At 68.4% G+C, this 26,055-nt stretch carries 23 protein-coding genes; 18 read left to right on the top strand and 5 right to left on the bottom strand.

The window, feature by feature from the left end:
* Window positions 1–9: 9 nt before the first annotated feature.
* Window positions 10–1,035, bottom strand: a complete 1,026-nt coding sequence (locus GZ67_RS0103875) for a glycosyltransferase family 2 protein (protein WP_051662327.1) — start codon at window positions 1,033–1,035, stop codon at window positions 10–12.
* A gap of 169 nt (window positions 1,036–1,204) precedes the next feature.
* Between GZ67_RS0103875 and GZ67_RS0103870 the strand changes: the two genes are divergently transcribed.
* The 6 genes from GZ67_RS0103870 (at window position 1,205) to GZ67_RS0103845 (ending at window position 7,158) form a co-directional block, all read left to right on the top strand.
* Window positions 1,205–2,488 (top strand): CDP-glycerol glycerophosphotransferase family protein, encoded by a 1,284-nt coding sequence (locus GZ67_RS0103870; protein ID WP_029262023.1) that lies wholly within the window; start codon window positions 1,205–1,207, stop codon window positions 2,486–2,488.
* Window positions 2,485–3,261, top strand: coding sequence for a biotin--[acetyl-CoA-carboxylase] ligase (locus tag GZ67_RS0103865; protein ID WP_029262022.1), 777 nt, complete (start codon window positions 2,485–2,487; stop codon window positions 3,259–3,261). The genes GZ67_RS0103870 and GZ67_RS0103865 overlap by 4 nt, the downstream gene beginning before the upstream one ends.
* Window positions 3,262–3,347: 86 nt before the next feature.
* A complete protein-coding gene (locus tag GZ67_RS0103860) occupies window positions 3,348–3,866 on the top strand; it encodes a PH domain-containing protein (protein WP_081859874.1) in 519 nt (172 codons plus the stop codon).
* A gap of 104 nt (window positions 3,867–3,970) precedes the next feature.
* On the top strand, window positions 3,971–5,095 hold the full coding sequence (locus tag GZ67_RS0103855; protein ID WP_029262020.1) for a 5-(carboxyamino)imidazole ribonucleotide synthase: 1,125 nt from the start codon (window positions 3,971–3,973) through the stop codon (window positions 5,093–5,095).
* Window positions 5,096–5,239: 144 nt separating this feature from the next.
* Window positions 5,240–5,707: a 5-(carboxyamino)imidazole ribonucleotide mutase gene (purE, locus tag GZ67_RS0103850; RefSeq protein WP_036303450.1), complete on the top strand. Its 468-nt coding sequence runs from the start codon at window positions 5,240–5,242 to the stop codon at window positions 5,705–5,707.
* Window positions 5,704–7,158, top strand: coding sequence for an LCP family protein (locus GZ67_RS0103845; RefSeq protein WP_029262018.1), 1,455 nt, complete (start codon window positions 5,704–5,706; stop codon window positions 7,156–7,158). Before purE ends, GZ67_RS0103845 begins: the two co-directional genes overlap by 4 nt.
* A gap of 205 nt (window positions 7,159–7,363) precedes the next feature.
* Here the strand turns inward: GZ67_RS0103845 and GZ67_RS0103840 are convergent, their stop codons facing one another.
* Together GZ67_RS0103840 and GZ67_RS0103835 are read right to left on the bottom strand one after the other, a co-directional pair.
* Complete coding sequence (locus GZ67_RS0103840) at window positions 7,364–7,951, bottom strand: hypothetical protein (RefSeq protein WP_029262017.1); 588 nt, start codon at window positions 7,949–7,951, stop codon at window positions 7,364–7,366.
* A 143-nt stretch (window positions 7,952–8,094) separates the two neighbouring features.
* A complete protein-coding gene (locus tag GZ67_RS0103835) occupies window positions 8,095–9,858 on the bottom strand; it encodes a DUF4012 domain-containing protein (RefSeq protein WP_029262016.1) in 1,764 nt (587 codons plus the stop codon).
* 122 nt (window positions 9,859–9,980) lie between these two features.
* Here GZ67_RS0103835 and GZ67_RS0103830 point away from each other — a divergent pair, with 122 nt between their 5' ends.
* The 5 genes from GZ67_RS0103830 to GZ67_RS0103810 all read left to right on the top strand — a co-directional run bounded on the left by GZ67_RS0103830 (window position 9,981) and on the right by GZ67_RS0103810 (window position 16,867).
* Entirely contained in the window at window positions 9,981–11,054 is a 1,074-nt protein-coding gene (locus GZ67_RS0103830; RefSeq protein ID WP_029262015.1) for a glycosyltransferase, read from the top strand.
* A 100-nt stretch (window positions 11,055–11,154) separates the two neighbouring features.
* Window positions 11,155–13,227 carry a cell wall-binding repeat-containing protein gene (locus tag GZ67_RS20050; protein WP_081859871.1) on the top strand — a complete coding sequence of 691 codons (2,073 nt, stop codon included), beginning with the start codon at window positions 11,155–11,157 and terminating at the stop codon, window positions 13,225–13,227.
* Window positions 13,228–13,308: 81 nt separating this feature from the next.
* Entirely contained in the window at window positions 13,309–14,247 is a 939-nt protein-coding gene (locus GZ67_RS0103820; protein WP_231481684.1) for an ABC transporter permease, read from the top strand.
* Window positions 14,244–14,981: an ABC transporter ATP-binding protein gene (locus tag GZ67_RS0103815; protein ID WP_029262012.1), complete on the top strand. Its 738-nt coding sequence runs from the start codon at window positions 14,244–14,246 to the stop codon at window positions 14,979–14,981. Before GZ67_RS0103820 ends, GZ67_RS0103815 begins: the two co-directional genes overlap by 4 nt.
* A complete protein-coding gene (locus GZ67_RS0103810) occupies window positions 14,978–16,867 on the top strand; it encodes a DUF6541 family protein (RefSeq protein ID WP_029262011.1) in 1,890 nt (629 codons plus the stop codon). The genes GZ67_RS0103815 and GZ67_RS0103810 overlap by 4 nt, the downstream gene beginning before the upstream one ends.
* Here the strand turns inward: GZ67_RS0103810 and GZ67_RS0103805 are convergent.
* Together GZ67_RS0103805 and GZ67_RS0103800 are read right to left on the bottom strand one after the other, a co-directional pair.
* Complete coding sequence (locus GZ67_RS0103805) at window positions 16,851–17,204, bottom strand: DUF2304 domain-containing protein (RefSeq protein ID WP_029262010.1); 354 nt, start codon at window positions 17,202–17,204, stop codon at window positions 16,851–16,853. The genes GZ67_RS0103810 and GZ67_RS0103805 overlap by 17 nt on opposite strands.
* A 3-nt stretch (window positions 17,205–17,207) precedes the next feature.
* Window positions 17,208–17,906 (bottom strand): glycosyltransferase family 2 protein, encoded by a 699-nt coding sequence (locus tag GZ67_RS0103800; RefSeq protein WP_029262009.1) that lies wholly within the window; start codon window positions 17,904–17,906, stop codon window positions 17,208–17,210.
* A gap of 57 nt (window positions 17,907–17,963) precedes the next feature.
* Here GZ67_RS0103800 and GZ67_RS0103795 point away from each other — a divergent pair, with 57 nt between their 5' ends.
* From GZ67_RS0103795 to GZ67_RS0103765, 7 genes are read left to right on the top strand one after another with little or no spacing between them, the layout of a single operon-like run.
* A complete protein-coding gene (locus GZ67_RS0103795) occupies window positions 17,964–19,142 on the top strand; it encodes a glycosyltransferase family 4 protein (RefSeq protein ID WP_029262008.1) in 1,179 nt (392 codons plus the stop codon).
* Window positions 19,143–19,188: 46 nt separating this feature from the next.
* Window positions 19,189–19,800 carry an acyltransferase gene (locus tag GZ67_RS0103790; protein ID WP_036303408.1) on the top strand — a complete coding sequence of 204 codons (612 nt, stop codon included), beginning with the start codon at window positions 19,189–19,191 and terminating at the stop codon, window positions 19,798–19,800.
* Window positions 19,797–20,894 (top strand): DegT/DnrJ/EryC1/StrS family aminotransferase, encoded by a 1,098-nt coding sequence (locus GZ67_RS0103785; RefSeq protein WP_029262006.1) that lies wholly within the window; start codon window positions 19,797–19,799, stop codon window positions 20,892–20,894. Before GZ67_RS0103790 ends, GZ67_RS0103785 begins: the two co-directional genes overlap by 4 nt.
* Window positions 20,891–21,877 (top strand): Gfo/Idh/MocA family protein, encoded by a 987-nt coding sequence (locus GZ67_RS0103780; RefSeq protein WP_197021044.1) that lies wholly within the window; start codon window positions 20,891–20,893, stop codon window positions 21,875–21,877. Before GZ67_RS0103785 ends, GZ67_RS0103780 begins: the two co-directional genes overlap by 4 nt.
* A 49-nt stretch (window positions 21,878–21,926) precedes the next feature.
* Window positions 21,927–23,135 carry a glycosyltransferase gene (locus GZ67_RS19590; protein WP_136025849.1) on the top strand — a complete coding sequence of 403 codons (1,209 nt, stop codon included), beginning with the start codon at window positions 21,927–21,929 and terminating at the stop codon, window positions 23,133–23,135.
* Window positions 23,132–24,928 (top strand): ABC transporter ATP-binding protein, encoded by a 1,797-nt coding sequence (locus tag GZ67_RS0103770; RefSeq protein WP_029262003.1) that lies wholly within the window; start codon window positions 23,132–23,134, stop codon window positions 24,926–24,928. Before GZ67_RS19590 ends, GZ67_RS0103770 begins: the two co-directional genes overlap by 4 nt.
* Window positions 24,921–26,054, top strand: coding sequence for a hypothetical protein (locus GZ67_RS0103765; RefSeq protein WP_029262002.1), 1,134 nt, complete (start codon window positions 24,921–24,923; stop codon window positions 26,052–26,054). The genes GZ67_RS0103770 and GZ67_RS0103765 overlap by 8 nt, the downstream gene beginning before the upstream one ends.
* Window position 26,055: the final 1 nt, after the last annotated feature.

Genomic DNA, 26,055 nt, shown 5'->3' with positions numbered 1-26,055 from the left:
CGGAGCGGTTCAGGGCAGCGGAGTGTTGCGAGTGCCGAGGCGAGACGCGTCGACGGTGTCGCGGGCTCCGCGGAGCACGCCGCCGAGGAAGCCGATTCCCCAGGACAGGTGCATCGTCGGCAGCACGAGCATGGTCCACAGCCGTTGGCGCACACCGCCGCCACGCGGCGCCAGAGCGACGCCCAGCACGAGGAGCAGATACAGCGCGAGGGGTGCGTACACGATGAGGGAGACGATCAGCGAGACCGCGCCGCCGAGCACTCCGGTGAGCTGGAGGATCCCCGTCACGAGGGCGAGCAGGACCAGGAGCACGAGCGCAGGCGGCGCGAAGTAGCGGATGCCGTTGCGGCGACCGAACCGACGCACGAGCTCGCCGCGCCAGGCGCCGGTCGCGCGGAACTGGCGCGCCAGACGGATCCAGCTCTCGCGGGGCCAGTAGGTGACGGACAGCTCGGGGTCGAACCAGACACGGTGCCCGGCCTGACGGATGCGAAGGTTGAGCTCCCAGTCCTCGCCACGCCGGATCGACTCGTCGAACAGGCCGACCTCGTCCAGGACCTCGCGTCGCATGACGCCGAGATAGGCGGACTCGGCCTCGCCCTCCTGGGAGCTGCCGTGGTAAGCGCCTCCGCCGAGTCCGACGGGGGAGTTGTACAGGCGGGCGACGGCCTTCTGGAACGGTGTGCGTCCCTCGGCGTGCATGACGCCGCCCACATTGGCCGAATCGGTGCGTTCCAGGGTCCGGAGCGCCCGGGCGGCGTAGCCGGCGGAGAGCTCGGAGTGCGCGTCGACGCGCACGATCGTCGAATAGCGGCTCGCTCGGATCGCGGCGTTGAGTCCGACGGGGATGTGCGCCGCGGGATTGTCGACCAGCCGGATACGCTCGTCCTGCTCAGCCAGGCGCTGAGCGAGCTCCGTCGTGCCGTCGTTCGACGGCCCCAGCGCGAGGACGAGCTCGGTGGGGACATCGACGTCCTGGGCGAGCACGGATTCGATCGCATGCTCGAGGTAGGCGCGCTCGTTGAGCACCGGCATCACGAAGGACACCCCGGGCAGGGGAGCGGCTGATTCGTCGGCTGGCACATGACGATCATGTCACGGTGGCTCCCACTGATCCTGAGGAGGACGCGGACTATCGCCCTTCCGGCGCCGGATCCGTCCGCAGGCGCCGGACGACGCCGCCCCGACGAACTATTCTGGAGGGATGGGTGCACTGTCTGATGCGAAGAAGGCGTACCGACTGCTGACGCGGGCGCTCGCATCCCGCACCGCCGTGCAACGCGTGCGTCGGCGGCTCTCGGAACGCGAACCCCTCCCGACCGACCACTTCCAGGTGGCGGTGTACTTCGCCGACGGTGCCGTGAACATGTACCAGATGCGTCAGTGGTACCGCCCGCTCGCCGAACTCGCGAAGCGGTGGCCCGTCGTCGTGCTCTCGCGTCAGGCGACCGGAACCGAGAGGCTGCTCGAGGAGGATTCCCCTCCCGTCGCCTTCGTGCCGAAGGTCCGCGACCTCGAACGGTTCATCGCGACGCAGGACATCCGCGTGGTGCTGTACGTGAACCAGAACACCCGCAACTTCCAGATGTTCCGCTACGGGCGGCGGTGGCACGTGTTCATCAACCACGGCGAGTCCGACAAGATGTACATGACCACGAATCAGTACAAGGCCTACGACTACGCCTTCGTGGCCGGTCAGGCTGCGCGTGATCGGCTGTCGCGCACGTTGTGGGACTATGACGTGGATCGCCGCACCATCGAGATCGGCCGGCCGCAGGCGGATCACTACTCGGGAACGCTCCCCTTCGTGCCGGACGAGCGGACCGTCGTCCTCTACGCGCCCACATGGGAGGGGGACCGCCCGAGTGCCCACTACGGGTCGATCGCCACGCACGGCGAAGCGCTCGTGACGCGACTGCTGGCGACCGGCGCGCATCGGGTGATCTACCGTCCCCACCCGCGTAGCGGTGTCGTGGACGAGGCGTACGGGGCCGCCCACCGGCGGATCATCGCGGCGATCGCTGCCGCCAACGCGGCGGACCCGACGGCGCAGCACGTCTACGATCATGCACCGGAGCTCGGCTGGCAGTTGACGGCGGCTGATGTCGCGATCGTCGACATCTCCGCGATGGTCTACGACCGTCTCGCCGCGGGGAAGCCGCTGATGATCACGCGTCCGACCGACGAACGTGCTTCCATCGACACGCAGGGCTATCTGGCTGATTGCGAATGGCTGACGGCGGAGGCCGCGCACGACATCGTCGCGGAGGTCGAACGGGTGCGAGCCGACGAGGCAGCCACCGCTCGTCTGCGGATGTGGGTGCAGCACTACTTCGGTGACACGACACAGGGAGTGGCCACGGAGAAGTTCCACGCGGCGGTCGACGGGCTCATGAAGGAGTGGGAGCGGTGGCAGGCCCACGAGGTCGGGGCGATCCGCGAGGACGAGGACGACGACGACGAAGAAGTCGACGACGAGGAAGTATGAGCGTGGACTTCTCGCTGGCGCATCCGATCGTCCCTCGACTCGAGGTGCGGGAGCGAACCGGGTCGACGAACGCCGATCTTCGTGCGCACGCGGGGGATGTCGTCGGTTGGCCGCATCTGTCGACCATCGTGACGCGCGACCAGACCGCGGGCCGAGGCCGCCTCGACCGCAGCTGGGTCGCCCCGGCGGGCACGGCCTTGGCCGTCTCCGTGCTTCTGCGCGCTCTGCCGCTCGACCCGGCGACACGAGGCTGGATTCCGCTCGCCGCCGGGGTGGCGATGTCGGACGCGGTCGCAGCGCAGCTGCCGGAGCACGACGTCGGGGTGAAGTGGCCGAACGACGTACTGGTCGACGGACGCAAGATCTGCGGCATCCTCGCCGAGGCGACGGGGGATGCCGTGGTCGTCGGCGCCGGTGTGAACACGGCGATGACGGTCGAGCAGCTTCCGGTGCCGACGGCCACGTCATTCGCGGCCCTCGACGTCGAGGTCGACGAGGATCGGCTCCTGGCCGCGTATCTCACCGCGCTGGATGATCTGCTGTCCGCGCTCGTCTCGACGGGTGACGCGGGCAGGAGCGGGCTGCATGCGGCGGCGACCGCCCGATGCGCGACGATCGGGCAGGCGGTCCGCGTGTCTCTGCCGGCTGGCCGGATCCTGGAGGGCGTGGCCACAGCACTCGATTCGGAGGGGCGCCTGGCGGTGTCCGTCGACGGCGAGCAGCAAGCGATTTCCGCGGGCGACGTCGTCCACGTCCGCCCTGCCGGAAACTGACACGCCGTCGTCCAGACGGCGATGTCGGCGATCACAGGCACAATGGTGGTGTGACCCAGCCTGTGACGCTCGGCGGGCGGCCCCTGATGCCGCCGCCCGGTACGCCTTCGGAGGAGTTGCTGATCGCGCGCTTCCGGAGCCACGCGCGTCGGCTGTTCTGGTCGGCACTCGTGCTCATCGCGACCTTCGGTGCGACGGCCTACTTCTACGGCAACCTGCCCGCGGGCTTCGAGGACTGGATGCTGCTCGCCGCAGCCGGTCTCCTGGTCATCCTCGCGGTCGTCATCCCCTTCGTGATCTGGTACTCGCGCAGCACGACGGTCACGACCAGGCGGGTCATCGCGCACCATGGCATCGGCGCTCGCGGGCGCCGCGAGATGTCCCACGCCCGCGGATACACGATCGCGGTTCGCCGTGGTCCGCTCCAGCGGCTGTGGGGCTCGGGCAACATCACCCTCTCCAACGGTGTCGATGCGCCGCTCCGACTCGCGAACGTCCCGAACGTCACCCTCGTGCACGAGACGCTCGCCGACCAGATCGAGGTCGGGCAGATCCTGGCGCATCGCGACGCGCAGGCCGGCGGCGACGAACCGAACCCATCGTGAGCTCGTTGCTCGCCGCAGGGCGGGCCCTCGTCCGCTGACCCCGAGCGTGTCGATTCCGCCCGCCCCGGTGCGCGAGAATGGGTGCAGACGAATGGAGACGGCACATGGCGTTGCGTGTTGGTGTGATCGGCGGAGGACAGCTGGCCCGGATGATGATCGCACCCGCGGTGGAGCTCGGTCTCGACCTGCGAGTGCTCGCCGAGGGCGAAGGGATGTCCGCCGCGCTCGCGGCCACCGCGATCGGTGACTACCGCGACCTCGAAACCGTGCGCGCTTTCGCGGCGGACGTCGACGTCGTGACGTTCGACCACGAGCATGTTCCGCAAGACGTCCTGCGAGCGCTCGTCGCCGACGGGGTGGTGGTGCATCCGGGCCCCGATGCCCTGCAGTTCGCGCAGGACAAGCTCGTCATGAGGGCCCGGCTCGCCGAACTCGGTGTGCCGCAGCCTGACTGGGCTCCCGTGCGGAGCATCGCCGAGCTGCAGGACTTCCTCGATGCGCATGCCGGTGCGGGCGTCGTGAAGACACCCCGCGGCGGATACGACGGAAAGGGCGTGCGGGTCGTCCGTGCCGCCGCCGAAGCGCAGGACTGGCTCGATGCTCTCGCCGAAGACGACGCGCTCCTCGTCGAGGAGCTCGTTCCGTTCGTGCGCGAACTCGCCCAGCAGGTGGCGCGCCGCCCGAGTGGGCAGGTCGTCGCGTACCCCGTGGTCGAGACGGTGCAGCGAGACGGAGTGTGCGCCGAGGTCATCGCCCCGGCGCCCGCTGCCGCGGACCGCCTCGTGGAGGTCGCCGAGGCGATCGGTCGCACGATCGCCGAGGGGCTCGGTGTCACGGGCATGCTCGCCGTGGAGCTGTTCGAGACCGACGACGAACGCATCCTCGTCAACGAGCTCGCCATGCGCCCGCACAACAGCGGGCACTGGAGCCAGGACGGCGCCGTCACCGGACAGTTCGAGCAGCACCTGCGGGCGGTCGCCGATCTGCCGCTGGGAAGTACCGCGCCCCGCTCCGCCTGGTCCGTGATGGTGAACATCCTCGGCGGTCCGGAAGAGGGCACGCTCGAAGAGCGCTTCGGTGCGGCGATGGCCGCGCACCCGCAGGCGAAGATCCACACGTACGGCAAGGCTCCGCGACCCGGCCGGAAGGTCGGGCATGTGAACGTCGTCGACGATGACCTCGACGATGCCGTGTACGTGGCGCGGGCAGCTGCCGCCCATTTCGACTGAGCAGTGCTCGCTCTCGGCGTCACACGGCGCGAGACATGCGCGCGAAGAGGCGCGGCGTTCGGGGTTTCTCCCAGCGGCAGACCGTAGCCTGATCTGGTGACCGAGCCACTGCACTCCTCCGCCGTTCCTCTTGTCGGCGTCGTCATGGGATCCGACTCCGATTGGCGCGTGATGAGCGATGCGTCTCAGGCCCTCACGGACTTCGGAATCCCGCACGAGGTCGAGGTCGTCTCGGCGCATCGCACGCCCGACAAGCTCATGTCGTACGCGCGTGACGCGCGTTCACGAGGAGTCCGCGTCATCATCGCGGGTGCCGGGGGTGCAGCGCACCTTCCGGGCATGCTCGCCTCGATGACCCCGCTTCCCGTCGTGGGTGTCCCTGTGCCGCTCGCCTACCTCGACGGCATGGACTCGCTGCTCTCGATCGTGCAGATGCCTGCCGGGATCCCGGTCGCCACCGTGTCCATCGGCGGAGCGCGCAACGCGGGACTCCTCGCGGCACGGATCCTCGGGACGGCAGACCCCGACCTCGCCGACCGTGTCGAGGCGTACTCGCGTGAGCTCGAGGCCCAGGTCGAGGAGAAGAACGAACGGCTGAAGGGGTCACTGTGACCCTTGCGCCTCCGCGCGCATCAGGGCGCCCACTGATCGAGACCCGGCCGCTGCGGCACCCGGACCTCTCCGATCCGGGGACTATGGCGAAGCGCGGCTGGTGGCTGGTCGCGCTGAATCTCCTGCTGCCGGGCTCGGCCCAGGTGCTCGCCGGTAATCGTCGACTCGGTCGCTTCGGCCTCGGTGCCACTCTGCTCGCCTGGCTCCTCGCGATCGTCGCTGTCGGCCTCGCGCTGTTCGCGCGCCCTGTCCTGCTGTGGCTCACGATCGGCGGCGGGTTCTTCTCGGCTGCCGTCCTCACGATCGTGCAGGTGCTTCTCGTCGCCTACGTCGTCCTCTGGATCGTCCTGACATTCGACGCCCTGCGTCTCGTGCGCCTCGTGAAGCTCCCCGGGCCGTCGCGCCTCGCCATCCCCGTCGTCGCCCTGCTGCTGCTGGGCCTCGTCGGCGGGGGAGCCGCGTATGCGGCGACCGCGGTGGGCTCGGTGCGCAGCACGATCGGCTCGATCTTCGGTCAGAGCGGCCCGAGCGTGCAGCCGAGCGACGGCTACTACAACATTCTGCTGCTCGGCGCCGACAGCGGCGACGGACGCGACTCGATGCGGTTCGACAGCATCTCGGTCGTGTCGGTGAACGCCGACACCGGCGCCGTGACCATCACCGGCATCCCGCGCGAGCTCCCGAACGCCCCGTTCAGCGAGGGCAGCCCGATGCAGGAGCTCTATCCGAACGGCTTCGAAGGGCACAGCTCATCGACGTGCGGCTGGAACGGGTGGATGAACCACGTGCGCAACGCGGCCGAGGTGTGCCGCGACGACGGGGGAGCAGGGCTCTATCCCGACGCCGTCGCCCACGGCTCCGACCCGGGGATCGAGGCGACCAAGGACGCGGCGGAGGGAGTCCTCGGCATTGAGATCCCGTACTACGTGTTCGTCGACATGCACGGCTTCGCGGAGCTCGTCGATGCTCTGGGCGGCGTGGAGATCGATGTCACCGAGCGTCTTCCGAAGGGCGGACCGCCCGAGGGGTGGACGGGCACCGACGTGAACGAATGGGCCATCGGCTGGATCGAGCCGGGCACACAGCGGATGAACGGCGACACGGCTCAGTGGTACGCCCGATCCCGCTACACCACCAGCGACTGGGATCGCATGAAGCGTCAGCGTGAGCTCCAGGAGGCGATCCTCGCTCAGTTCACTCCGCAGACCGTGCTCACCCGATTCAATGAGGTGGCTGCGGCGGGTACGGCACTGATCAGCACCGATCTGCCCTCCGACAAGCTGCCGGAGTTCTTCGACCTGATGCTGAAGGCGAAGGAGCAGAAGGTGACGTCGATCGAGCTCACGCCCGACTTCGGCGTGGACGAGCACGAGCCTGACTACGGCTTCATCCACGACCTGATCGCGACGTCGCTGCATCCGCCGACGCAGACGCCGAGCCCCGCTCCCTGACGACCGCGAGCCCGCGTCGACCGGAGATGGTGCTGGACATTCGGACCGCCCCCGCGTGCGCGCGACAAAGCCCACGGCTCTCCCGTCCCAGAAGGGGCGAGCCGTGGGCTTCCGGTGGGTGCCACCGGATGCACCAGACGACGGTGATCGGAGGGGGAGGGATCACCGTCGTCCAGTCGACCACCGCGCGAGGCGGCAGCCGGACCTAGGCGCGCTTGCGGCGAGACGCTCCGACCGCGACGAGGGCACCGCCGGCGACGAGCGCCGCGGCGCCGCCTCCGAGGACCCACGGCGAGACGCTTCCGCCGGTGAGGGCGAGCTCGAATCCGTCGCCCGTGAGCGGCATCTCCGCGCCTGCCGGTGCGACCCCAGGATCGTGGTCGCACGTCGAAGCGGCATCATGACCGTGTGCGACCGTGATCGTCGCGGTGTACGAGCGCGAGCCGGCGAAGGAGACGGCGTAGGAGCCCTCTCCATCAGAAGGCGGGCGGAAGGTGAGCGTCAGGCTGCCGTCGGTCGCGGCGGTGTTGCCCGAGACGGCGGCATTCCCGGCGTTGAGCCCGGACACCGAGACGCTCACGTTCTCGGACGGCAGGAAGTACCCCGGTCCGAACACGATGGTCGAGACTTCGCAGATGTCGATGACCGGGTCGCCGACCTTGACGCCGGGAGGCGTCGTGTACGAGTCGGAAGACGCGGCCGGAACAGTCGATGGCGCAGCGGATGCGACGGCGGGCGCCATGAATACGAGCGCGCCGGCGGTAAGGCTGATTGCAGCCAGTTTTTTCAGCATGATTTCTCCCCAGAATTTCACGCGGAATCGCATCCGAATACACCCCTGCATCCGACTGCGTGGAGTCGTCTTGCCCCCACGGCAAGATTGCAGACTCCAGATATTCCCCAGTGGCTCAACGCTACCCTATCGAGCGCGGAATGTCACGTTGCGCAGTTCAGCGGTTTCCGTGCGGTGTCCGGAGCCTCGATGAGCGGTGTGTGCCGCACTTCCGTGAATCGCGCTCCGGCGCCCGTGCCCTCGAACTCGACCGTGATCGTCGTCGATTCGCCGGGGGCGAGGGAGACCTCGTGCTGCACCACGGAACGATCGCCGAGCATGGCCGTCTGTACGCCTTCCTCTTCGCCGTCGCGGTCGACATGGGCGGGCGTCGCGCCCTCGGGTCCGTACACCGCGATCAGCGTGCGCACCGTGCCGGCGGGGACGCCGTAGAAACCGTCGGCCGTGACATAGGCGGGCAGCGAGGTCGCGGCGTCCGCCGGGGCCGTATTCGTCCACGTGACGCGCACCTGCGTGGTCGGAGCGCCCTGACACGTGCCGACCGACGTCGTGATGGATGCACGGGTGTAGTAGTCCATCTTCCCGCCGGTGGTGTCATTCATCAGCACGCCCACGTAGGTCGCGTCGTCGCTGTCCGTGGGGATCGTGCCGCCCAGTTCGGAGGCGGCGAGCACGGCCTCCTCCTCCGGGTGTGCGCTCCAGATGCGGATACGACTCTCGTCCGCCGATGTGGCCAGTGCGCCGATGAGAGCCCGGGGGTCGCCGCCGGACAGCGCGGCGCTGAACAGGCCGCCCGCCGCCTGTGCGAAGATCGCGTCCTGCGTGGCGGGATCGGGGACGGCCGCATAGATCTGGGACAGCAGGATGTCCGTCACGGTGTCCGCTGTTGCCGTGAAGGGTCCGAAAGCGAGGTCTCCGGTCGCCTTCATGAGGTGCTCAGCGACGACGGCGTCCACGGCGATGACGCCGTCGACGGTCCCGCCGAAGCGACCCGTCCACCGGGCCGCGATGATCTCGCCCGCCTCGGCGAAGTCCGGGATGGCGGTGATGTTCTGGAGGTAGCGACCGGGGCGGTCGTCGAACAGGGCGATCGTGGACTCGCTGAGCGGCAGAGCGGTGTCCAGCGGCGGGAAGTCCCGGGTCGACGCCTGTCTCTGCAGCGTGATCGTGCCGTTCTCCGCGTGCAGCAGCGCGATCGAGCCGATGATCCCGCCGGAGGAGCGCAACTCGGCGTTGTTCTGCATGGCCAGGACGTAGTTGCGCGGACCTTCGCCGCCGAGCATCGTCGGCAGCAGCACGGAGGCGCCGTGCAGGGAGCCGACCACCGACGCGGCTCCCGTCACCGCGGATCGCAACTCACCGATGGCGTCGGCGAGGGGTGGCAGCGTCGCGCCCGCATCGATGCGCTTGGCCTGCAGCTCCGCAGCGCTGAGCGCAGTGCTCGCCGTACCGAGCGGCTTCTCGATCTCCGCGAAAGGGGCGAGGTCGATCGTGCCGCCTTCGACGCCCAGACCTGCCAGATCGAGCCCGCCTGCCACATCGAGCAGCGGCGTGAGCGCGTCCGTCGAGACGTCGTGCGCGATCTCGGCGATCTCGCTCACCGCGCGGAAGTTCGGTCCCAGCCACGGCACAGCACCGAAGGCCTGCCAGACGGGGTCCGAGGTGAGTTCGTCGGCGGACGCCGCATTGCGCGCGATGCTCCCGGAGACCCGCTCCGCTTCCTCGAGGTCGCCCGAGGCGATCGATGCCTTCAGCTGCGTGGCGCCATTGGCGACCTGCTGAAGGTCGCTGACCGCGCCGATCCCGCGGATCGTCACCCAGCCGATCGCGATGAGGAGGATCGACAGGAGAACGCCGACGGTCCACCCGATCCATCGGCGTCGGACGGGAAGACGACCATCGCTCACCCGAGCATTCAAGCATGAACCGCTGGTGCGGCGGTGGGCGAAAACTGTGGGAACGCTGACATTCGCGCGGCACGGGTGGTGCGCTCCACGGGGGAGCTGCGCGGCGAGGATAGCCTGATCGCATGGGTGCTCGGCTGCGTGTGGTTCTGGATCAGCTCGTGCATGTCGTCGACCCCGACCAGGCTTCCGCCGCTCTCGATCTCACGGTCGGCCTGATCGCCACGGCACCCTCGGGGTGCATGGTGGACGCCATCGTCCCTGCGGGCGCGGAGATTTCGGTCGCCGGTGTCGGAGAGGTACGGACCCTCGGGCTCGGGCGCCGCGAGTTGGCCGCCTCCTGGCAGCTCGGGATCGCTCCGGGAGTCGGCGGAGGGATGATCCACTCGCCGACGCTGATGGCACCGCTCGTGCGACACGACCGAGTACATGACAACGACCAGACCACGGTCACGCTGTGGGATCTGCGCGCCTGGGACGCACCGGAGCAGTTGTCGAAGAGCCTCGTCGCCTGGCAGCGCGGGATGCTGCGGCGCGCGGTGAAGCATGCCGACGCCGTGGTCGTGCCGTCGCATGCCGTCGCCGAGCGGCTGTCGGAACTCGCACGCCTCGGGGATCGCGTCCGCGTGGTCGCGGGCGCTCCGCCCCGCGGATTCGCGGCGCCCGCAGACGCCGCCGACCGGCGAGCGGCACTGACGTTGCCCGCGCAGTACGTGGTGTTGGCGGGATCGGCGGCGGATCTGCACGACGGTTTCCGCGGCGCTGCAGCGGCGGGAATCGATGCCGTCGTGCTGGGCGCTCCCGATGGTGCGGAACCTCGTTACGCCGAGCTCGCTTCGGCTGCAGGGCTCCCCGAGCGGCGCGCGCACATTCGAGGCGCGCTGGATACTGCAGACCGTGCGGCCGTGCTGGCCGGGGCATCGCTGTTCGCCACGACGAGCAGTTCCGCCGGGTGGCCATGGCGCGCGGTCGAGGCGATGACCCTCGGGATCCCCGTCGTCGCCGTCGACAGCGGCTCGCACCGGGACGTGATCGCCGACGGGGGCATGCTGGTCGCAGCCGAGGAGATCGCGGACGCCATGGTGGAGGCCACGGACGCCGCCGCGGACCGGTTGCGCGTCCTGGCGGCGGATCGGTCCAGGGCCTTCTCCTGGGCGAGTTCTGCCGAACGGCTCTGGGGTCTGCACGCCGACCTCTGAGGGCTGGGAGCCACCTGCGCATCGACGCGACACGCCGGAGTGCTGTGGCCAAAGAGGCGCAACAGTGGCATCATCCTGCAACTTCCGTCACACTGGTCACATGTCTCGACGTGCCCCACGCTCGCGAAACACCCTGAGGACCGCCCCACTCCTCACCTGTTTCCTCGCTGTCTCCGCCCTCGTTCTCGGAACGGTCGTTCCCGCCGCCGCTGCTCAGGCGACGGTCGCGTCGCCCGTGGCGGCAGCCGCGAACGCCTCCGCCGCCCCCGTCGAAACGGGGATCGCGAAAAGCAGCCTCACCGGCTTCACTCCGGGCAACCTCATCAGCGACGCCGTGTTCACGAACAAGAGCACGATGACCGAGGCGCAGATCCAGACCTTCTTCAACGGCAAGGTCGCGCGCTGCCTGGGTGGTCGTGACGAGAACAACGAGGCGATCGTCTGCCTGAAGGACTTCCGGATGACCACGGTCACCCGCCCGGCAGACCAGTACTGCAGCGGATACACGGGCGCCGCGAACGAATCGGCCGCGCGCATCATCTATCGCGTCTCGCAGGCCTGCAACATCAACCCGCAGGTGCTGATCGTGATGCTCCAGAAGGAGCAGGGTCTCATCACCCACACGTGGCCGAGCGCCTGGCGCTACCGGATCGCGCTCGGTCAGGGATGCCCCGACACCGCGCCGTGCGACCCGAACTTCATCGGCTTCTTCCACCAGATCTACGGCGCCGCCCGCCAGATGCAGATCTATATGGAAGGCAAGTGGTTCCAGTGGTACGCACCGGGGAAGACGTGGAACATCCTGTACAACCCGAAGGCGTCCTGCGGCTCCGCGCCGGTGTACGTCGCGAACAAGGCGACGTCGGCTCTCTACTACTACACGCCGTACCAGCCCAACGCGGCCGCCCTGCGCGCCGGCTACGGCGAGGGTGACGGATGCTCGGCCTACGGCAACCGCAACTTCTACAACTACTTCACCGACTGGTTCGGTCCGACGCGGACGCTGACCTTCACGGCAGGCAAGCCGCTCGTCAACGGTTACGTGATCCCCGGTCAGACCCTCACGGCGACGGGTGTCTTCACGCCCGCGCCCACCACGACGGTCTACCAGTGGTTCCGCAACGGGACAGCGATCCCCGGTGCCACGGGGCGGTCGTACAACCTGACCGTCGCGGACAGCGGTACGAAGCTCGAGGTCAAGCTGACGGCGAAGCGTGCCGGCTACGTCGATGCGACGGCACAGTCGGCCGCCTACACCGCGACGACGGTGAAGGTCGACCGGATCTCCGGGACCAGCCGAGAACAGACTGCGGTCGAAGCCTCCCGTGCCGCGTGGCCGACGGGGACCAGGACGGTCTTCCTCGCGACGAGCCTCGACTTCCCCGACGCGCTCTCAGCGGTGGCGGCGGCGAGCAAGGCGCAGGCATCGCTCCTGCTCACGACCCCGGGAGCCATCCCGGCCAACGTCGCGGCGGAACTCAAGAGGCTCGCACCGACCCGGGTGGTCCTCGTCGGCGGGGTGGGCGTGGTCTCGGACGCGGTGGCGGCGCAGGCGAAGGCCGCGGTGCCGGCTGCCAAGATCGAGCGGATCAGCGGCGCCGACCGATACTCGACCTCGCGCGCCATCGTCGAGAGCTCGGGCGCGAGCGCCAACGTGCTCCTGGCGACCGGCGCCGACTTCCCGGACGCTCTCAGCGCGGCGGCCGCCGGAGGGGCAGGACGCATTCCGGTGTTGCTCGTGGACGGACTCGCCAACAGCGCCGATGCCGCGACGATCGCGACGCTCCGGAAGATCGGGGCCGCCAACATCACGGTCGTGGGCGGCGTCGGCGTCGTCAAGGATTCGGTGGTCGCCCAGCTGCAGGGCCAGGGCTTCAAGGTGAACCGGCTCTCCGGCACGGATCGATACCTGACGAACATCGCCGTGAACAACGCGTACTTCCCCTCGACGGCGTTGCGTGTGCTCGTCGCCACCGGGGACGGGTTCCCGGACGCCCTCACCGGGTCCGCCCTCGCCGGCAGGCTCGGGGTCCCGCTCGTGCTCTCGCAGAGCACCTGCATGTTCCCCCAGGCGGCGGAGTTCCTGCGCACCAGGGGAGCGACGACCGTCACCCTGGTCGGCGGGACGGGAGTGCTCTCCGCGGAGGGCATCGGCCAGCTTCGTCGATGCTGAGATCGTCTGCGCGTGGGCAGCGCAGATCCTCAGCATGCCCCGGCTAGTATGAAGGCTGCTCCTTTCCCGGATGGAACACCTGTGACGATCAAACCCGATCCTTACGCCATCATCCCGCGAGCCGACTTCGACATCCCCGGCAAAAGCCATGGGCTCATCGACGTGGTGCGGTGGCGCTATCTGCTGAACCTTCTCGTCCGCACGGGCGTCACGACGCGGTACCGCAACTCGGTGCTCGGATGGACCTGGTCCTACGTGCGACCCGCGGCCCAGTTCCTCGTGTTCTGGGTGGTCCTCGGCATCTTCATGAATCTCGACAAGGGGATTCCGAACTACGCGGTCTACCTGTTCTCGGGGATCGTGGTGATCAACCTGTTCTCTGAGGGATTCAAGAACGCGACCACGTCGATCGTCGGCAACGCCCCGCTGGTGCGCAAGGTGTTCCTTCCGCGCCAGCTGTTCGCGGTCTCGGCCGTGATCGTCGCGTTCGTGCACTTCCTCCCGCAGGTCGGGCTGCTGCTGGTGGTCTGCCTCCTGATGGGATGGATCGCGCACATCTCGGTGCTGAGCATCCTCGCCGTGCTCGCGGGAATGATCATCGTCATGGTGTTCAGCCTCGGCCTCGGCCTCTTCTTCGGCGCCGTCAACGTGCGCTTCCGCGACGCCGAGAACATCGTGGAGTTGATGCTGCTGCTCGCCACGTGGGCGTCACCCGTGCTGTACGCGTGGACCATGGTCGAACAGGCGGTCGTCGACCGGCTGCACTGGCCGTCGTGGCTCGTGGAGCTGTACCTCCTCAATCCGATCACCCAGGGCGTGGAGCTCTTCCATTACGCTTTCTGGCGCCCGGCGAGCGAGGGCATGATCTCGGCCGCGGGATACGCAGGTAAGGGCATGATCGAACTGCCGCCGAACCTGGGCTGGAACACGCTGTGGACGTTCCTCATCGCCGTCGCCACCCTGCTGATCGGACAGTTCGTCTTCCGCCGCCTCGAGGGAAAGTTCGCACAGGACCTATGAGTGAACAGACGGCGATCAGGCCGAGCATCATCATCGACGACGTGCGCAAGCGGTTCACGCTCAACCACGCGTTCTCCCTCAAGGACACCGTCGTCGCCTGGATCAAGCGGCAGAAGCTCACCAGCCAGTTCGAAGCGCTGAAAGGCGTGGACCTCGTCATCGGCGAGGGGGAGTCCGTCGCCATCCTCGGCCTCAACGGATCGGGCAAGTCCACACTTCTCAAGCTGGTGTCCGGCGTCATGGAGCCCGATGAGGGACAGGTCCTGACCCGCGGTCGGGTCGCCGGTCTCATCGAGGTCGGCGCGGGCTTCCATCCCGAACTCTCCGGACGCGAGAACGTCTTCCTCAACGCCGCGATCCTCGGGATGAAGCGTCACGAGATCGAGGCGCGCTACGACGAGATCGTGGCGTTCAGTGAGATCGAGCAGTTCATCGACCAGGAGGTCAAGCACTACTCCTCCGGGATGTTCATGCGGCTGGCGTTCTCGGTCGCGATCCACGTCGAGCTTGACGTGCTCCTCGTCGACGAGATCCTCTCCGTCGGCGATGCGCCGTTCCGGGAGAAGTGCCGACTCAAGTTCGAAGAGCTCATCGCCGCGGGCAAGACGCTCGTCGTCGTCAGCCACGACATGGAGATGGTCCGTGAGCTGTGTACTCGCGGCATCGTGATCAACAAGGGCGAGGTCATCTACGACGGTGAGGTCGAGGGCGCCATCGCCCTGGTGGACGCGTGAGCGACTGGATCGGTCAGATCCCTGCGCTGTTCGTCGCGGCCGCCCTTCTGATCGTCCCGGGGCTGCCCATCGGGCTCTGCCTTCGCGGCGTACAGGGAATCGTGCGTGTCGGTGTGGCGATCGCCGTCTCCCTCGGCGTTCTCGCCGCCGCGTCTCTCCTCGCACCGCTGCTGGGGATGCGCTGGGGACTGATCCCCGTGGCCGTGGTCACCGTCGTCATCTGGGTCGTCGCCGCGGCGCTCCGGTTCTTCGACCGGCGCGCGGTCGACACCGCACCCCGTGCGGGGAGGGGCGCATGGATCGCGCTCGCCGCGGCCGTTGTCGCCTGGATCGGCATCGTCGCCTTGGGCATCGGGGCTCCCGGCAACCCCTCCCAGCTCTATGACGGCCTGTTCCACCTGAACGCCGTCGAGTTCATCGCTGAGACCGGCGACGCCTCCCCGCTGCACATGACGATGGTGGTGCCCGGCGCCGCGACGTCGTTCTATCCCACCCTCTGGCACGCGCTGGTCAGTCTCGTCGTGCCGGCCGCGGGCAGCATCGTCGCGGCGACCAACGTGACCACCGTCGCGGTGATCGCGCTGGTGTGGCCCGTCGCCCTCGCCTGCCTGACCGCCGTGGCGTTCCCGTCCCGCCCGGCTGCCACCACGTGGGCTCCGCTCGTGGGTCTGGGCTTCAGCGTCTTCCCCCTCGGCTTCCTCAACTGGGGCGTCCTCTATCCCAACCTGCTCGGCACCGCGCTGATCCCGATCTTCCTCGCGGTCGTCCTGATCGCCTTCGCGCCGGCGCTCTCGTGGGCGGGGAGGACGCTGCGCATCCTCATCGCCCTCGCGGCTGCGGGTGCGGTCGCCCTCGCGCATCCCTCCGCACTTCTCGGCGCGGTGGTGCTGCTCGTGCCCTACCTCGTCTGGTTGGCGTGGCGCACAGCGCGCGCGGGCGGAACCACGACACGGGTCGTCGTCGCACTCTCGGTGGTTCTGGGGGCGGTCGCACTCGCCGTGGTCTGGATCGTGGCCAATGTGACGACGCACGAGTGGCTTCCCACCTCCTCTCTGGGGCAGGCTCTCGGCGAGGTCGCATTCCTCAGCCCGGTCGGCAGGTCGACGGGGCTCCTGCTCGGGCCGCTGGCGGCGATCGGTATCTGGCGCGTGGTGAAGGACCGGACGTGGTGGATCCTCGGCTCTTACGCCGTGAGCATCTTCTTCTTCCTGATGGCGACCTGGTTCCCGGTGGAATCGATCCGCAGCGTCTTCGTCGGCGTCTGGTACGACGACACGACCCGCGTCGGAGCGCTCATCGCGGTGTGGGGGCTGCCGCTCGCCGCGCTCGGCGCGTCCGTCGTCGTCGAATGGATCCGAGGCTGGTGGCGGGCAGGACGCAGGGGCCTCGTGGTCGCCGTCGTCGCGATCGTCGCCGTCGCAGGGGCGACCCACCTCGTGGGACTTCGCAACGACGTGGGCTACATGCGCAGCGTGAGCTTCCAGTTCAGCGAGGCGTCGCAAGGGCTCTCACCCGACGAGGTGGCGCTGTTCGACGAGATCGACGACGAGTTGCCTGACGACGCCGTCGTGATCGGCGACCCGCTGACCGGAGCCGGCCTGTTGTTCGCATTCACCGGGCACGACGTGGTCTTCCCGCACGTGACCGGGCGCTACGGCGATGATGCGTCGACCCTGGCCAGGTACCTGGTGGAGGGCGGGCCCGCCGTGTGCGACGCGATCGAGAGGCTCGGCGTGACGCACGCCCTCGACTTCGGCGACCGTGTGCTGTTCGAGAACCACTACACGACCTTCGACGGCCTGCACGGCCTCGACGACTCCTCGATCCTCACGGAGGTCGACCGCGTCGGCGATGCCGTCCTCTACGAGGTCACGGGTTGTGAGTAGGGTGCTTCTCGTTCTCTGACGCCTCGAGCAGGGCGATCTTGCGGGCGAGAAGCGTGAGCTGCCGCTGCTGGGCGACGTTGCGGCGGTACTGCGAGTACACGAACGCGAGGAACATCACGATCAGCGCGTAGAGCACGAGGTCGGTGCCGCGACCGACGCCGACGAGCTGTGCGAGCCAGCTCAGCCACTGCGGGAAGAGCACCGAGAGCACAGCGGCGATCACGAACAGGCCCATGAGCAGTCGACGGATCGCGAGGTGACTGTCTGCGCCGGTCCGGCGCATCATGAACACCGCCAGCACCACGATCGCGGAGATCAGGAGGATCTGGATCCACATGGGCTATCTCACCACCAGGTCGACGAGGATGTTTACGGAGTTGAGCACGCTCTGGCCCTTCGCCTTCGAATAGTCCGTGTACAGGAGCTCCACCGGATACTCCTTCCACGAGAGATGGGTCCGGCCGAGTTCCAGCACGATCTCGGTGGCATGCGCCATCCGGTCCTGCCGGAGGTCGATCGCCGCTGCGGCGTCGCGTCGGATGACGCGGAGTCCGTTGTGGGCGTCGGTGAGCTTGAGGCTGGTGGTGAGGTTGGTGACCCACACGGCCGTCTTGAGGATCACCTTCTTGATCCAGCCGGGATTCGTGCGGTCGTCGAGGAATCGGGATCCGAACACGATGGCGACATCTTCGTCGCGTGCGAGCTGCAGCATGCCGATGGCATCCTCGATGCGATGCTGGCCGTCGGCGTCGAAGGTCACGATGTACTCGCACTCGGGATGCGCGAGTGCGAAGTCGAATCCGGTCTGCAGCGCCGCGCCCTGGCCCAGGTTGACCGGATGCTGCACGAGCATGGCGCCCGCTTTCGCCGCCTCGCGGGCGGATCCGTCACGAGAGCCGTCGTCGACGCAGACGATGTGCGCGAAGAACGGCTTCAGGCTCTCCACCACGCCGCCGATCACGCTCGCCTCGTTGTAGAGGGGGATGACGACCCAGGCGCTGCGGTCGGGGGAGGGAGGCGCGGGGACGCTCGAGGACATGGTTCTATTGTGTCAGGTGTCCGAACGGACCTTCATCAACCGAGCTACAGGGGCAGGATGCCGAGGAGAAGACGGGTCGTCGTCGCGACGCGGCTGTACACGCCGGAAGTCACAGCCGCCAGCTTCCGGATGGACGCACTCGTCCGGGCTCTCGCACCCGAGTCCGACGTCGTGGTGCTCACGACGCGCCCTCCCCAGGGGATGACGATCTCCGACGAGCCGGGCGTCACCGTTCGGCGAGCCAGGGTCCTTCGTGATCGGACCGGAGCCATCCGCGGGTATGTGCAGTACCTCTCCTTCGACATTCCTTTGTTCTTCCGTCTGCTGCGGCATCGCGCCGACGTGATCGTCGCGGAGGCGCCGCCCACGACCGGACTCGTCGCCGCGGTCGCCGCCCTGCTCACCGGACGCGTTCTGGTGTACTACCCGGGCGATGTCTGGACCGACGCGGTCGCGTCCATGGAGGCGCCTCGACCGGTGATCGCGGTCATGCGCGCCGTCGAGAGCTTCGTCCTGCGGCGCGCCGCATCCGCCATCGCCGTGTCGCCGGAGGTCGCCGAACGACTGGGAGACATCGGCGGCCGTCCCGAGAGGGTCATCAGTGTCGGCAATGGCATCGACACCGATCTGTTCTCCCCCGACGTATCGGTCCCGTCGGTGGAGGTCCCGTATTTCGTCTACACGGGAACCATGTCGGAGTGGCAGCAGCCTGAGGTGTTCATCCGTGCCCTGGCGGAACTCTCCGAGGTCGACGTCCACATCCGGTTCTACGGGCAGGGGTCGGTGGAACCGGAACTCAAGGTGCTCGCGGAGGAGATCGCGCCCGGCCGCGTGCATTTCGGCGGACTCGTGGGACCCGCGGAGTCCGCCTCGTGGCTCAGAGGGGCAGTGGCGGCGCTCGTGAGCATCGTCCCCGGCATCGGCTACGACTTCGCGCGACCGACCAAGACGTATGCGGCCGCGGCGGTCGGCACGCCTGTGCTGTTCGCCGGCGCGGAGACCGGCGGAGAGGTCGTGCGCGCGGGAGGGCTCGGCGAAGCGGTCGGCTTCGACGCCCATGATGTCGCCGCTGCGATGCGGCGTCTGCTCACCGAGTGGGCGGACGGAACCACCGAGCACGCGCGGCCCGCACGCGTCGCCTGGGCCGTCGACAACGCGTCGTTGCGTACGGTGGGCGCCCGGGCTGCGGACGTCGTTCGCGGCGCGCGTCGAGGTTCGCGGCGCAGCGCCAAGTAGAATCTCGTCAGTGCTGCCAGTTCTCGGCGGCGTGCTAGGAGCCCCCGTGACTGAAACCTCTCGCGTGCGGATCGTCGAATCCGCAGATGTGTCCCCTGACGCCGTCATCGGCGACGGCTCCGCCGTCTGGCACCTCGCGCAGGTGCGCGAGGGCGTGCGGATGGGGGAGAACTGCATCGTCGGACGCGGCGCCTACATCGGCACCGGCGTCGAGATGGGCGACAACTGCAAGGTGCAGAACTACGCCCTCGTCTACGAACCCGCGAAGCTCGGCGACGGCGTGTTCATCGGACCCGCCGTGGTGCTCACCAACGACACCTACCCGCGGGCGATCAACCCCGACGGATCGATCAAGAGCGCACACGACTGGGAGCCGGTCGGCGTGACCATCGAGACGGGTGCGTCCATCGGCGCCAGAGCGACGTGCGTCGCTCCGGTGACGATCGGTGCCTGGGCGACGGTCGCCGCCGGTGCGGTGGTCGTCAAGGATGTCCCGGCATACGCGCTCGTCGTCGGCGTGCCGGCGCGGCGCATCGGATGGGTGGGCGAAGCAGGGATCCCGCTGAAGCCCGCCGACGACGCGGACATCTGGGTCTGCCCGAGCACCGGCGACAGATACATCGAATCAGAAGGCACATTGAGCAAGGAGACCGTGTGAGCGAGTTCATTCCCCCCGCGAAGCCCATCATCGGCGACGAAGAGCGGGAGGCCGTCGACCGCGTCCTGCGCAGCGGCATGGTCGCTCAGGGACCCGAGGTCGCGGCGTTCGAGCAGGAGTTCTCGGCGCATTTCGTGCCCGGGCGCCCCTCCGTCGCGGTGAACTCCGGCACCGCGGGCCTGCACCTCGGCCTGCTCGCGGCCGGCGTCGGTGCCGGTGACGAGGTCATCGTGCCGTCGTTCACCTTCGCGGCCACGGGGAACTCCGTCGCCCTCACCGGTGGTACGCCGGTCTTCGTCGACATCGAACCCGACACGTTCTCGCTCGACCCCGAGGCGGTCGCGGCCGCGATCACGCCGAAGACCAAGGGCATCCTCCCCGTGCACCTGTACGGCCACCCGGCCCGCATGCGGGAGCTGGAGGCCCTCGCCGCCGACCGCGGGGTCGCGCTGTACGAGGACGCGGCGCAGGCTCACGGCGCCTCCCTCGACGGACGCCCGGTCGGCTCGTTCGGCGACTTCGCGATGTTCAGCCTCTACCCTACGAAGAACATGACGAGCGGCGAGGGGGGCATGGTCACCACGGCGACCGACGAGCTCGCCCGCCAGGTCAAGCTCCTGCGCAACCAGGGCATGGAGCGTCAGTACGAGAACGAGGTCATCGGCTTCAACGCCCGTATGACGGACATCCACGCTGCGATCGGACGCGTGCAGCTCACCAAGGTCGATGCCTGGACGAAGACCCGGCAGTCCAACGCCGCATTCCTCGACGCCAATCTCGAGGGCGTCGTCGTGCCTCCGGTCGCGGACGGCGCCGTGCATGTCTACCACCAGTACACGATCCGCGTACCCGAGGACCGCGACGGCTTCGTCGCCGCACTCAAGAACGAGTACAACGTCGGCGCCGGGGTGTACTACCCGATCCCGAACCACCGACTGCCGTCTCTGACGCACTTCGCCCCGGGTCTCGACCTGCCGGAGACCGAGCGCGCCGCCCGCGAGGTGGCCTCTCTGCCCGTCCACCCGTCCCTGACCCAGGACGATCTCGAACGCATCGTCGCGGCCGTCAACGCGATCGCGAAGGCGGGTGCCTGATGACTCTGCGCGCAGGCCTGCTCGGCGTGGGGATGATGGGGCGTCATCATGCACGCGTCCTCCGGGAGATCGACGGCGTCGAACTGGTGGCGATCGCCGATCCCGGGGGCGACCCGCACGGCGTCGCCGGTGATCTCCAGATCCTCCCCGACATCGAAGCACTGATCGCCACGGGCATCGACATCGCCGTGGTCGCGGTCCCGACGCGATTCCATGAGGACGCAGCCCTGAAGCTCGCAGCCGCGGGTGTGCACACCCTGGTGGAGAAGCCGATCGCGCACAGCGTCGAGGCCGGCCAGCGCATGGTCGACGCATTCGCGTCGGCCGGTCTGGTGGGAGCCGTCGGTCACATAGAGCGTTTCAACCCCGCGGTCCAGGAACTGCGACGCCGCATCGAAGCCGGCGAACTCGGAGCCGTGTATCAGGTCGTCACGCGCCGGCAGGGGCCGTTCCCCTCGCGCATCGCCGACGTCGGGGTCGCCAAGGACCTGGCATCGCACGACGTCGACCTCACGGCGTGGGTCGTGCAGAGCGATTACGAGCGCATCTTCGCGCAGACGGCGTTCAAGAGCGGCCGCGAGCACGAGGACATGATCACCATCACGGGACGCACGACGTCGGGCGTCATCGTCAACAACATCGTGAACTGGCTGAGCCCCATGAAGGAGCGGCTGACGGTCGTGACGGGAGAGAAGGGCGCGTTCCTCGCCGACACCTCCACCGGCGACCTGACTTTCTACGCGAACGGGACGATTCCGCTGGAATGGGAGTCCGTCTCTTCGTTCCGCGGTGTCTCCGAAGGGGACGTCACCCGTTTCGCCTTCGCGAAGCGGGAGCCGCTGCGCGTCGAGCACGAGGCGTTCCGCGATGCCGTCCTCGGCCAGCGGACTGACGTCGTCACCATGGAGCAGGGCCTTCGCACACTGGTGGTCGTCGAAGCCGCACTCGAGTCGGCGCGCGACGGCGACTCCGTGAGGCTGTGAGTCGGCGAACCATGCCGTGTGGCCAGACGCCTTCCGACTCGGTGGCACGATGAGCGGTTCCTTCGTGCGTCGGAGCGCCGGTCGCGTCCTCGACGCGCTTCCGGAGGGGATCCGGCTCCGCATCGCCGGTTCTCGCTACGGGTTCGACGCCGCAGACGTCCCCGCACCGGTGGTCGCCCCCGACGGTGACGTCCGGCTGTACATCGCGCCGGTGAACTTCGCGGGGCAGGCGTTCCGGTGGGCGCGAGCCGCCGAGCTCCTCCCCGGGGTGGGCGCGGTGAACATGCAGTATCGCAATCCGACCGGCGACTTCGGGTTCCCTGCCGACTACGCCCTGCCCACGGCCGTGTTCCTGAAGAGCCGGCGGTGGCAGCGCGCGCAGTTCGACGCCGTCGTGAATGGGTTCTCCCACGTGCTGGTGGAAGCGGTCCGTCCGATCTTCGGTGAACTCTTCGACGGTGACGTCCGGCAGGAGGTCGCCGCGATGAGGGACGCCGGCTTGCAGGTGGGGCTGATCGCCCACGGCACCGACGTGCGGGTCCCGAGCGTGCACCGTTCCGACAACCCCTACTCTCCCTTTCACGGCGACGAGTGGGATCAGACGCCCCTGCTGGAGCAGAGCGCTCAGGTCCGCAGCGCACTCGCGTCTTCGCTGGCCCTGCCGACGTTCTACTCGACGGCCACCCTGGCGCGGCACCTGCCGCCCGCCAGCTGGCTCCCGGTCGTGGTGGATCCCGACCGCTGGGCGAGCACCGAGCCTCCGCTGACCCGGGCGAAGCCGGTCGTCATGCATGTGCCCAGCAGCGGAATCGTCAAAGGCACGGCGGCCGTGCGCGAAGCAGCTGCCCGCCTCGAGGCCGAAGGGCTGATCGAGTACCGGGAGGCGCACGCGGTGCCGGCGGACGAGATGCCTGATCTCTACCGTTCGGCGGACATCGTCATCGACGCCCTGCGCATGGGCAATTACGGCGTCGCGGCCGTCGAGGCCATGGCGGCCGGGCGCGTCGTGGTGACCTACCTCACCGATCTCGCGGTGAGTGAGGCCGAGGAGGCCGGCGCTGTTCCGCCGTGCGTCTTCGCGAACCCCGACACGCTCGAAGACGCCGTGCGCGAGATCTGCGCGGATCCCGAGAGTTTCCGTACACTCGCCGCACGAGGTCCCGCGTTCGTGCGCCGAGTCCATGACGGGCGGCGCTCGGCGCTCGCTCTCGCCGGTTTCCTCGGCGTGACCGCTCCCTGGAGCGAGGAAGTCCTATGAAAGCGATCTTCTCCACCTATCGCGACATCATGCCGAATCTCCCCGACTCGGCTCGTCGCTACATCAACACCTTCGTGCTGCTCTCCGCACTGCTGGCCGCGCTCGATGTCGCGGCGCTCATGATCCTCGCCGTCTCCCTTTCGTCCATGCTCGCCGGGACTCCGGTGCAGCTGCCGGTGGTCGGGGCCATCGGACCCGACGGCTACATCTGGATCATCGTGTTCGTCTCCGGACTCATCATCCTGAAGTCGACGGCGTCGCTGATCATGCAGTGGTTCGCGACCAGACGGCTCGCCAGTTTCGAGCTCGAGATCGGCGATCAGCTCTTCCAGAGCTATATCCACGCGCCGTGGATCGACAGGCTCCAGCGGAACACGACGCATCTCGTCCGTCTCGCGGACGTCGGGATCGCCAACGTCACGTCGGGCTTCCTGCTGCCGTTCATGAGTCTGCCCGCTCTGCTCACGACGTCGCTTCTCGTGGTGGTGGTCATCGTGATCATGCAGCCGCTGACCGCGCTCGTGACCGTCTGCTATCTCGGACTCATCGCGCTGCTGCTGTACGTGGTGCTCTCGCGCCGCACCGTCACGGCCGGGCGGGTGAACCGCGACTACTCTTTCCGGGTCGCCGCGCTGATGACGGACATGGTGTCCGCCCTCAAGGAGATCACGCTGCGCAACAAGTCCGATGAGGTCGCTCGCGTCGTCCAGGCGGATCGCAGCGTGTCGGCCAAGGCGCGGGCGAATCTGAACTTCCTCTCCTCGGTGCCGCGCTTCGTCCTGGACGCCGGCATCGTGGGCGGCTTCCTGCTCGTCGGCGGTGCGGCGATGCTCTTCTCGGGATTCGAGGCCGCCGTCTCGGCCATCGCCCTCTTCGGCGTCGCCGGGTTCCGTCTCGTCCCCTCGCTGACCGGATTCCAGTCGCTCGTCTCGATGATGACCGCCAACATCCCCCATGTGGAGGCCGTGCTGCGCGACATCGAGTCGTCGCGGCGCTATCGCGACAATTCCGAGCACATCGGGCACGACCCCATCGTCGGGACTCCGACCGAGCTGAACTTCCACGGGGTGGGGTTCACCTTCCCCAACGCGCCCCGGCCGGCCCTCGCCGACGTGACCGGATCGATTCCGTTCGGCACCAGGGTCGGGATCGTCGGGGCCTCCGGGGCCGGGAAGTCGACACTCGTCGATCTGCTTCTCGGACTCCTCACCCCGACGGCAGGACACATCGCGCTGGGGGACCAGGACCTCACCGATGTCATGGCTGCGTGGCGCGGGCGCGTGGGATACGTCCCGCAGGACGTGGCGCTCTTCGACGCCACGATCGCACAGAACGTCGCCCTGACCTGGACGGATGACTTCGACGAGACCCGCGTGCGCGAAGCGTTGCGCAAGGCGCAGCTGCTCGACGTCGTCGAAGCCAGAGCGGACGGCATCCACGGACGCGTGGGCGACCGAGGGCTGCAGCTCTCCGGTGGCCAGCGCCAGCGTCTCGGCATCGCGCGCGCCCTCTATGCGGAGCCGCTGGTGCTCGTCCTCGACGAGGCCACGAGCGCCCTCGACACGCGCACGGAAGCCGCGGTGACGGCCTCCATCGATGCGCTCGGCGCAGAGATCACCGTGATCTCGGTCGCGCACCGGCTGTCGACGATCCGGCATTCGGATCAGGTGTGGTTCCTGCGCGAAGGAGAGGTCCGCGCTCGCGGCACCTTCGCCGAGGTCATCGCGCAGGAGCCCGAGTTCGCCCATCAGGCCGCGCTGGCCGGTCTGACGAAAGACCCGTCGGATGACTAAGCCGCGCCTGCTGCTGATCTCGTTCTCGCCGATCGTCTCCGACGCGCGAGTGCTCAAGCAGGTCGTCGCCTTCCGCGACGACTTCGAACTCACCACGGTCGGATACGGTCCCGCACCCGAGGGGGTGGCCGCCCACTGGGAGGTGCCGCGGTCTGCCGACTACCAGGACTACAACGGGCGTCTGATCACGCTCCACGCCTACCGCGCCGTCTACTGGCGCATCTCGGCGGTCAAGTGGGTCCGCGAGCATCTGCCCCGCGGAGAGTACGACATCATCCTCGCGAACGAACCCGAAGCGGTCGGTGTCGCGCAGTGGCTCCGGCCACGCCTCGGTATCCATGCCGATCTCCACGAGTACACCCCGCGTCTGAACGAGGAGCACGCGGCATGGGCTCGGCGCATCAAGCCGTATCACGAGTGGATCTGCCGGACGTATGTGTCGAAGGCCGCGAGCTGGACGACCGTGAGCAACGGCCTGATCCGCGAGTACGAGAAGGAGTTCGGTTTCCGGCCGGAGCTCGTCACGAACGCCGCCCCCTTCGCGGACCTGACTCCGACTCCGGTCGAGGCGCCCTTGCGCCTGGTGCACAGCGGCGCGTGCCTGCGCAACCGCAACCTCGACGAGATGATCCAGGCGGTCGAGGCGTCGCGCGCGGACGCGACCTTGGATCTGTACCTGACCCCCAACCACCCGGACTACCTCGAGGAGCTGCGCGCCCTCACGGCCGGCAGCACGCGGGTGAGGATCCTCGACCCCGTGCCGTACGCGGACCTGATCCGCACGATCAATGCCTACGACGTCGGCATCCATCTGCTTCCGCCGACGAACTTCAACAACACGTGGGCCCTGCCGAACAAGCTCTTCGACTACGTGCAGGCGCGTCTCGGCGTTCTGATCGGTCCCTCGCCCGAGATGCGCGAGTACGTGGAGCGGTACGGCTTCGGCGCGGTCGCCGATGGCTTCGGTGCGGCAGACCTCACACGCACGATCGATGCGCTGACCGTCGAGGACGTTCGCGGATACAAGGAGCGCGCGCACGCGAGCGCCCACGCGTTGGGTGCGCAGGAACAGGTCCAGGTCTGGCGGCGCAACCTCGACGCGATCGCCGGGCGCGAGAGAAGCTGAG

The organism is Microbacterium sp. Cr-K20, assembly GCF_000708325.1.
Lineage (GTDB): Bacteria > Actinomycetota > Actinomycetes > Actinomycetales > Microbacteriaceae > Microbacterium.
The sequence above is the reverse complement of the archived record's forward strand: the minus strand, read 5'-3'. Positions and strand labels throughout refer to the sequence as shown.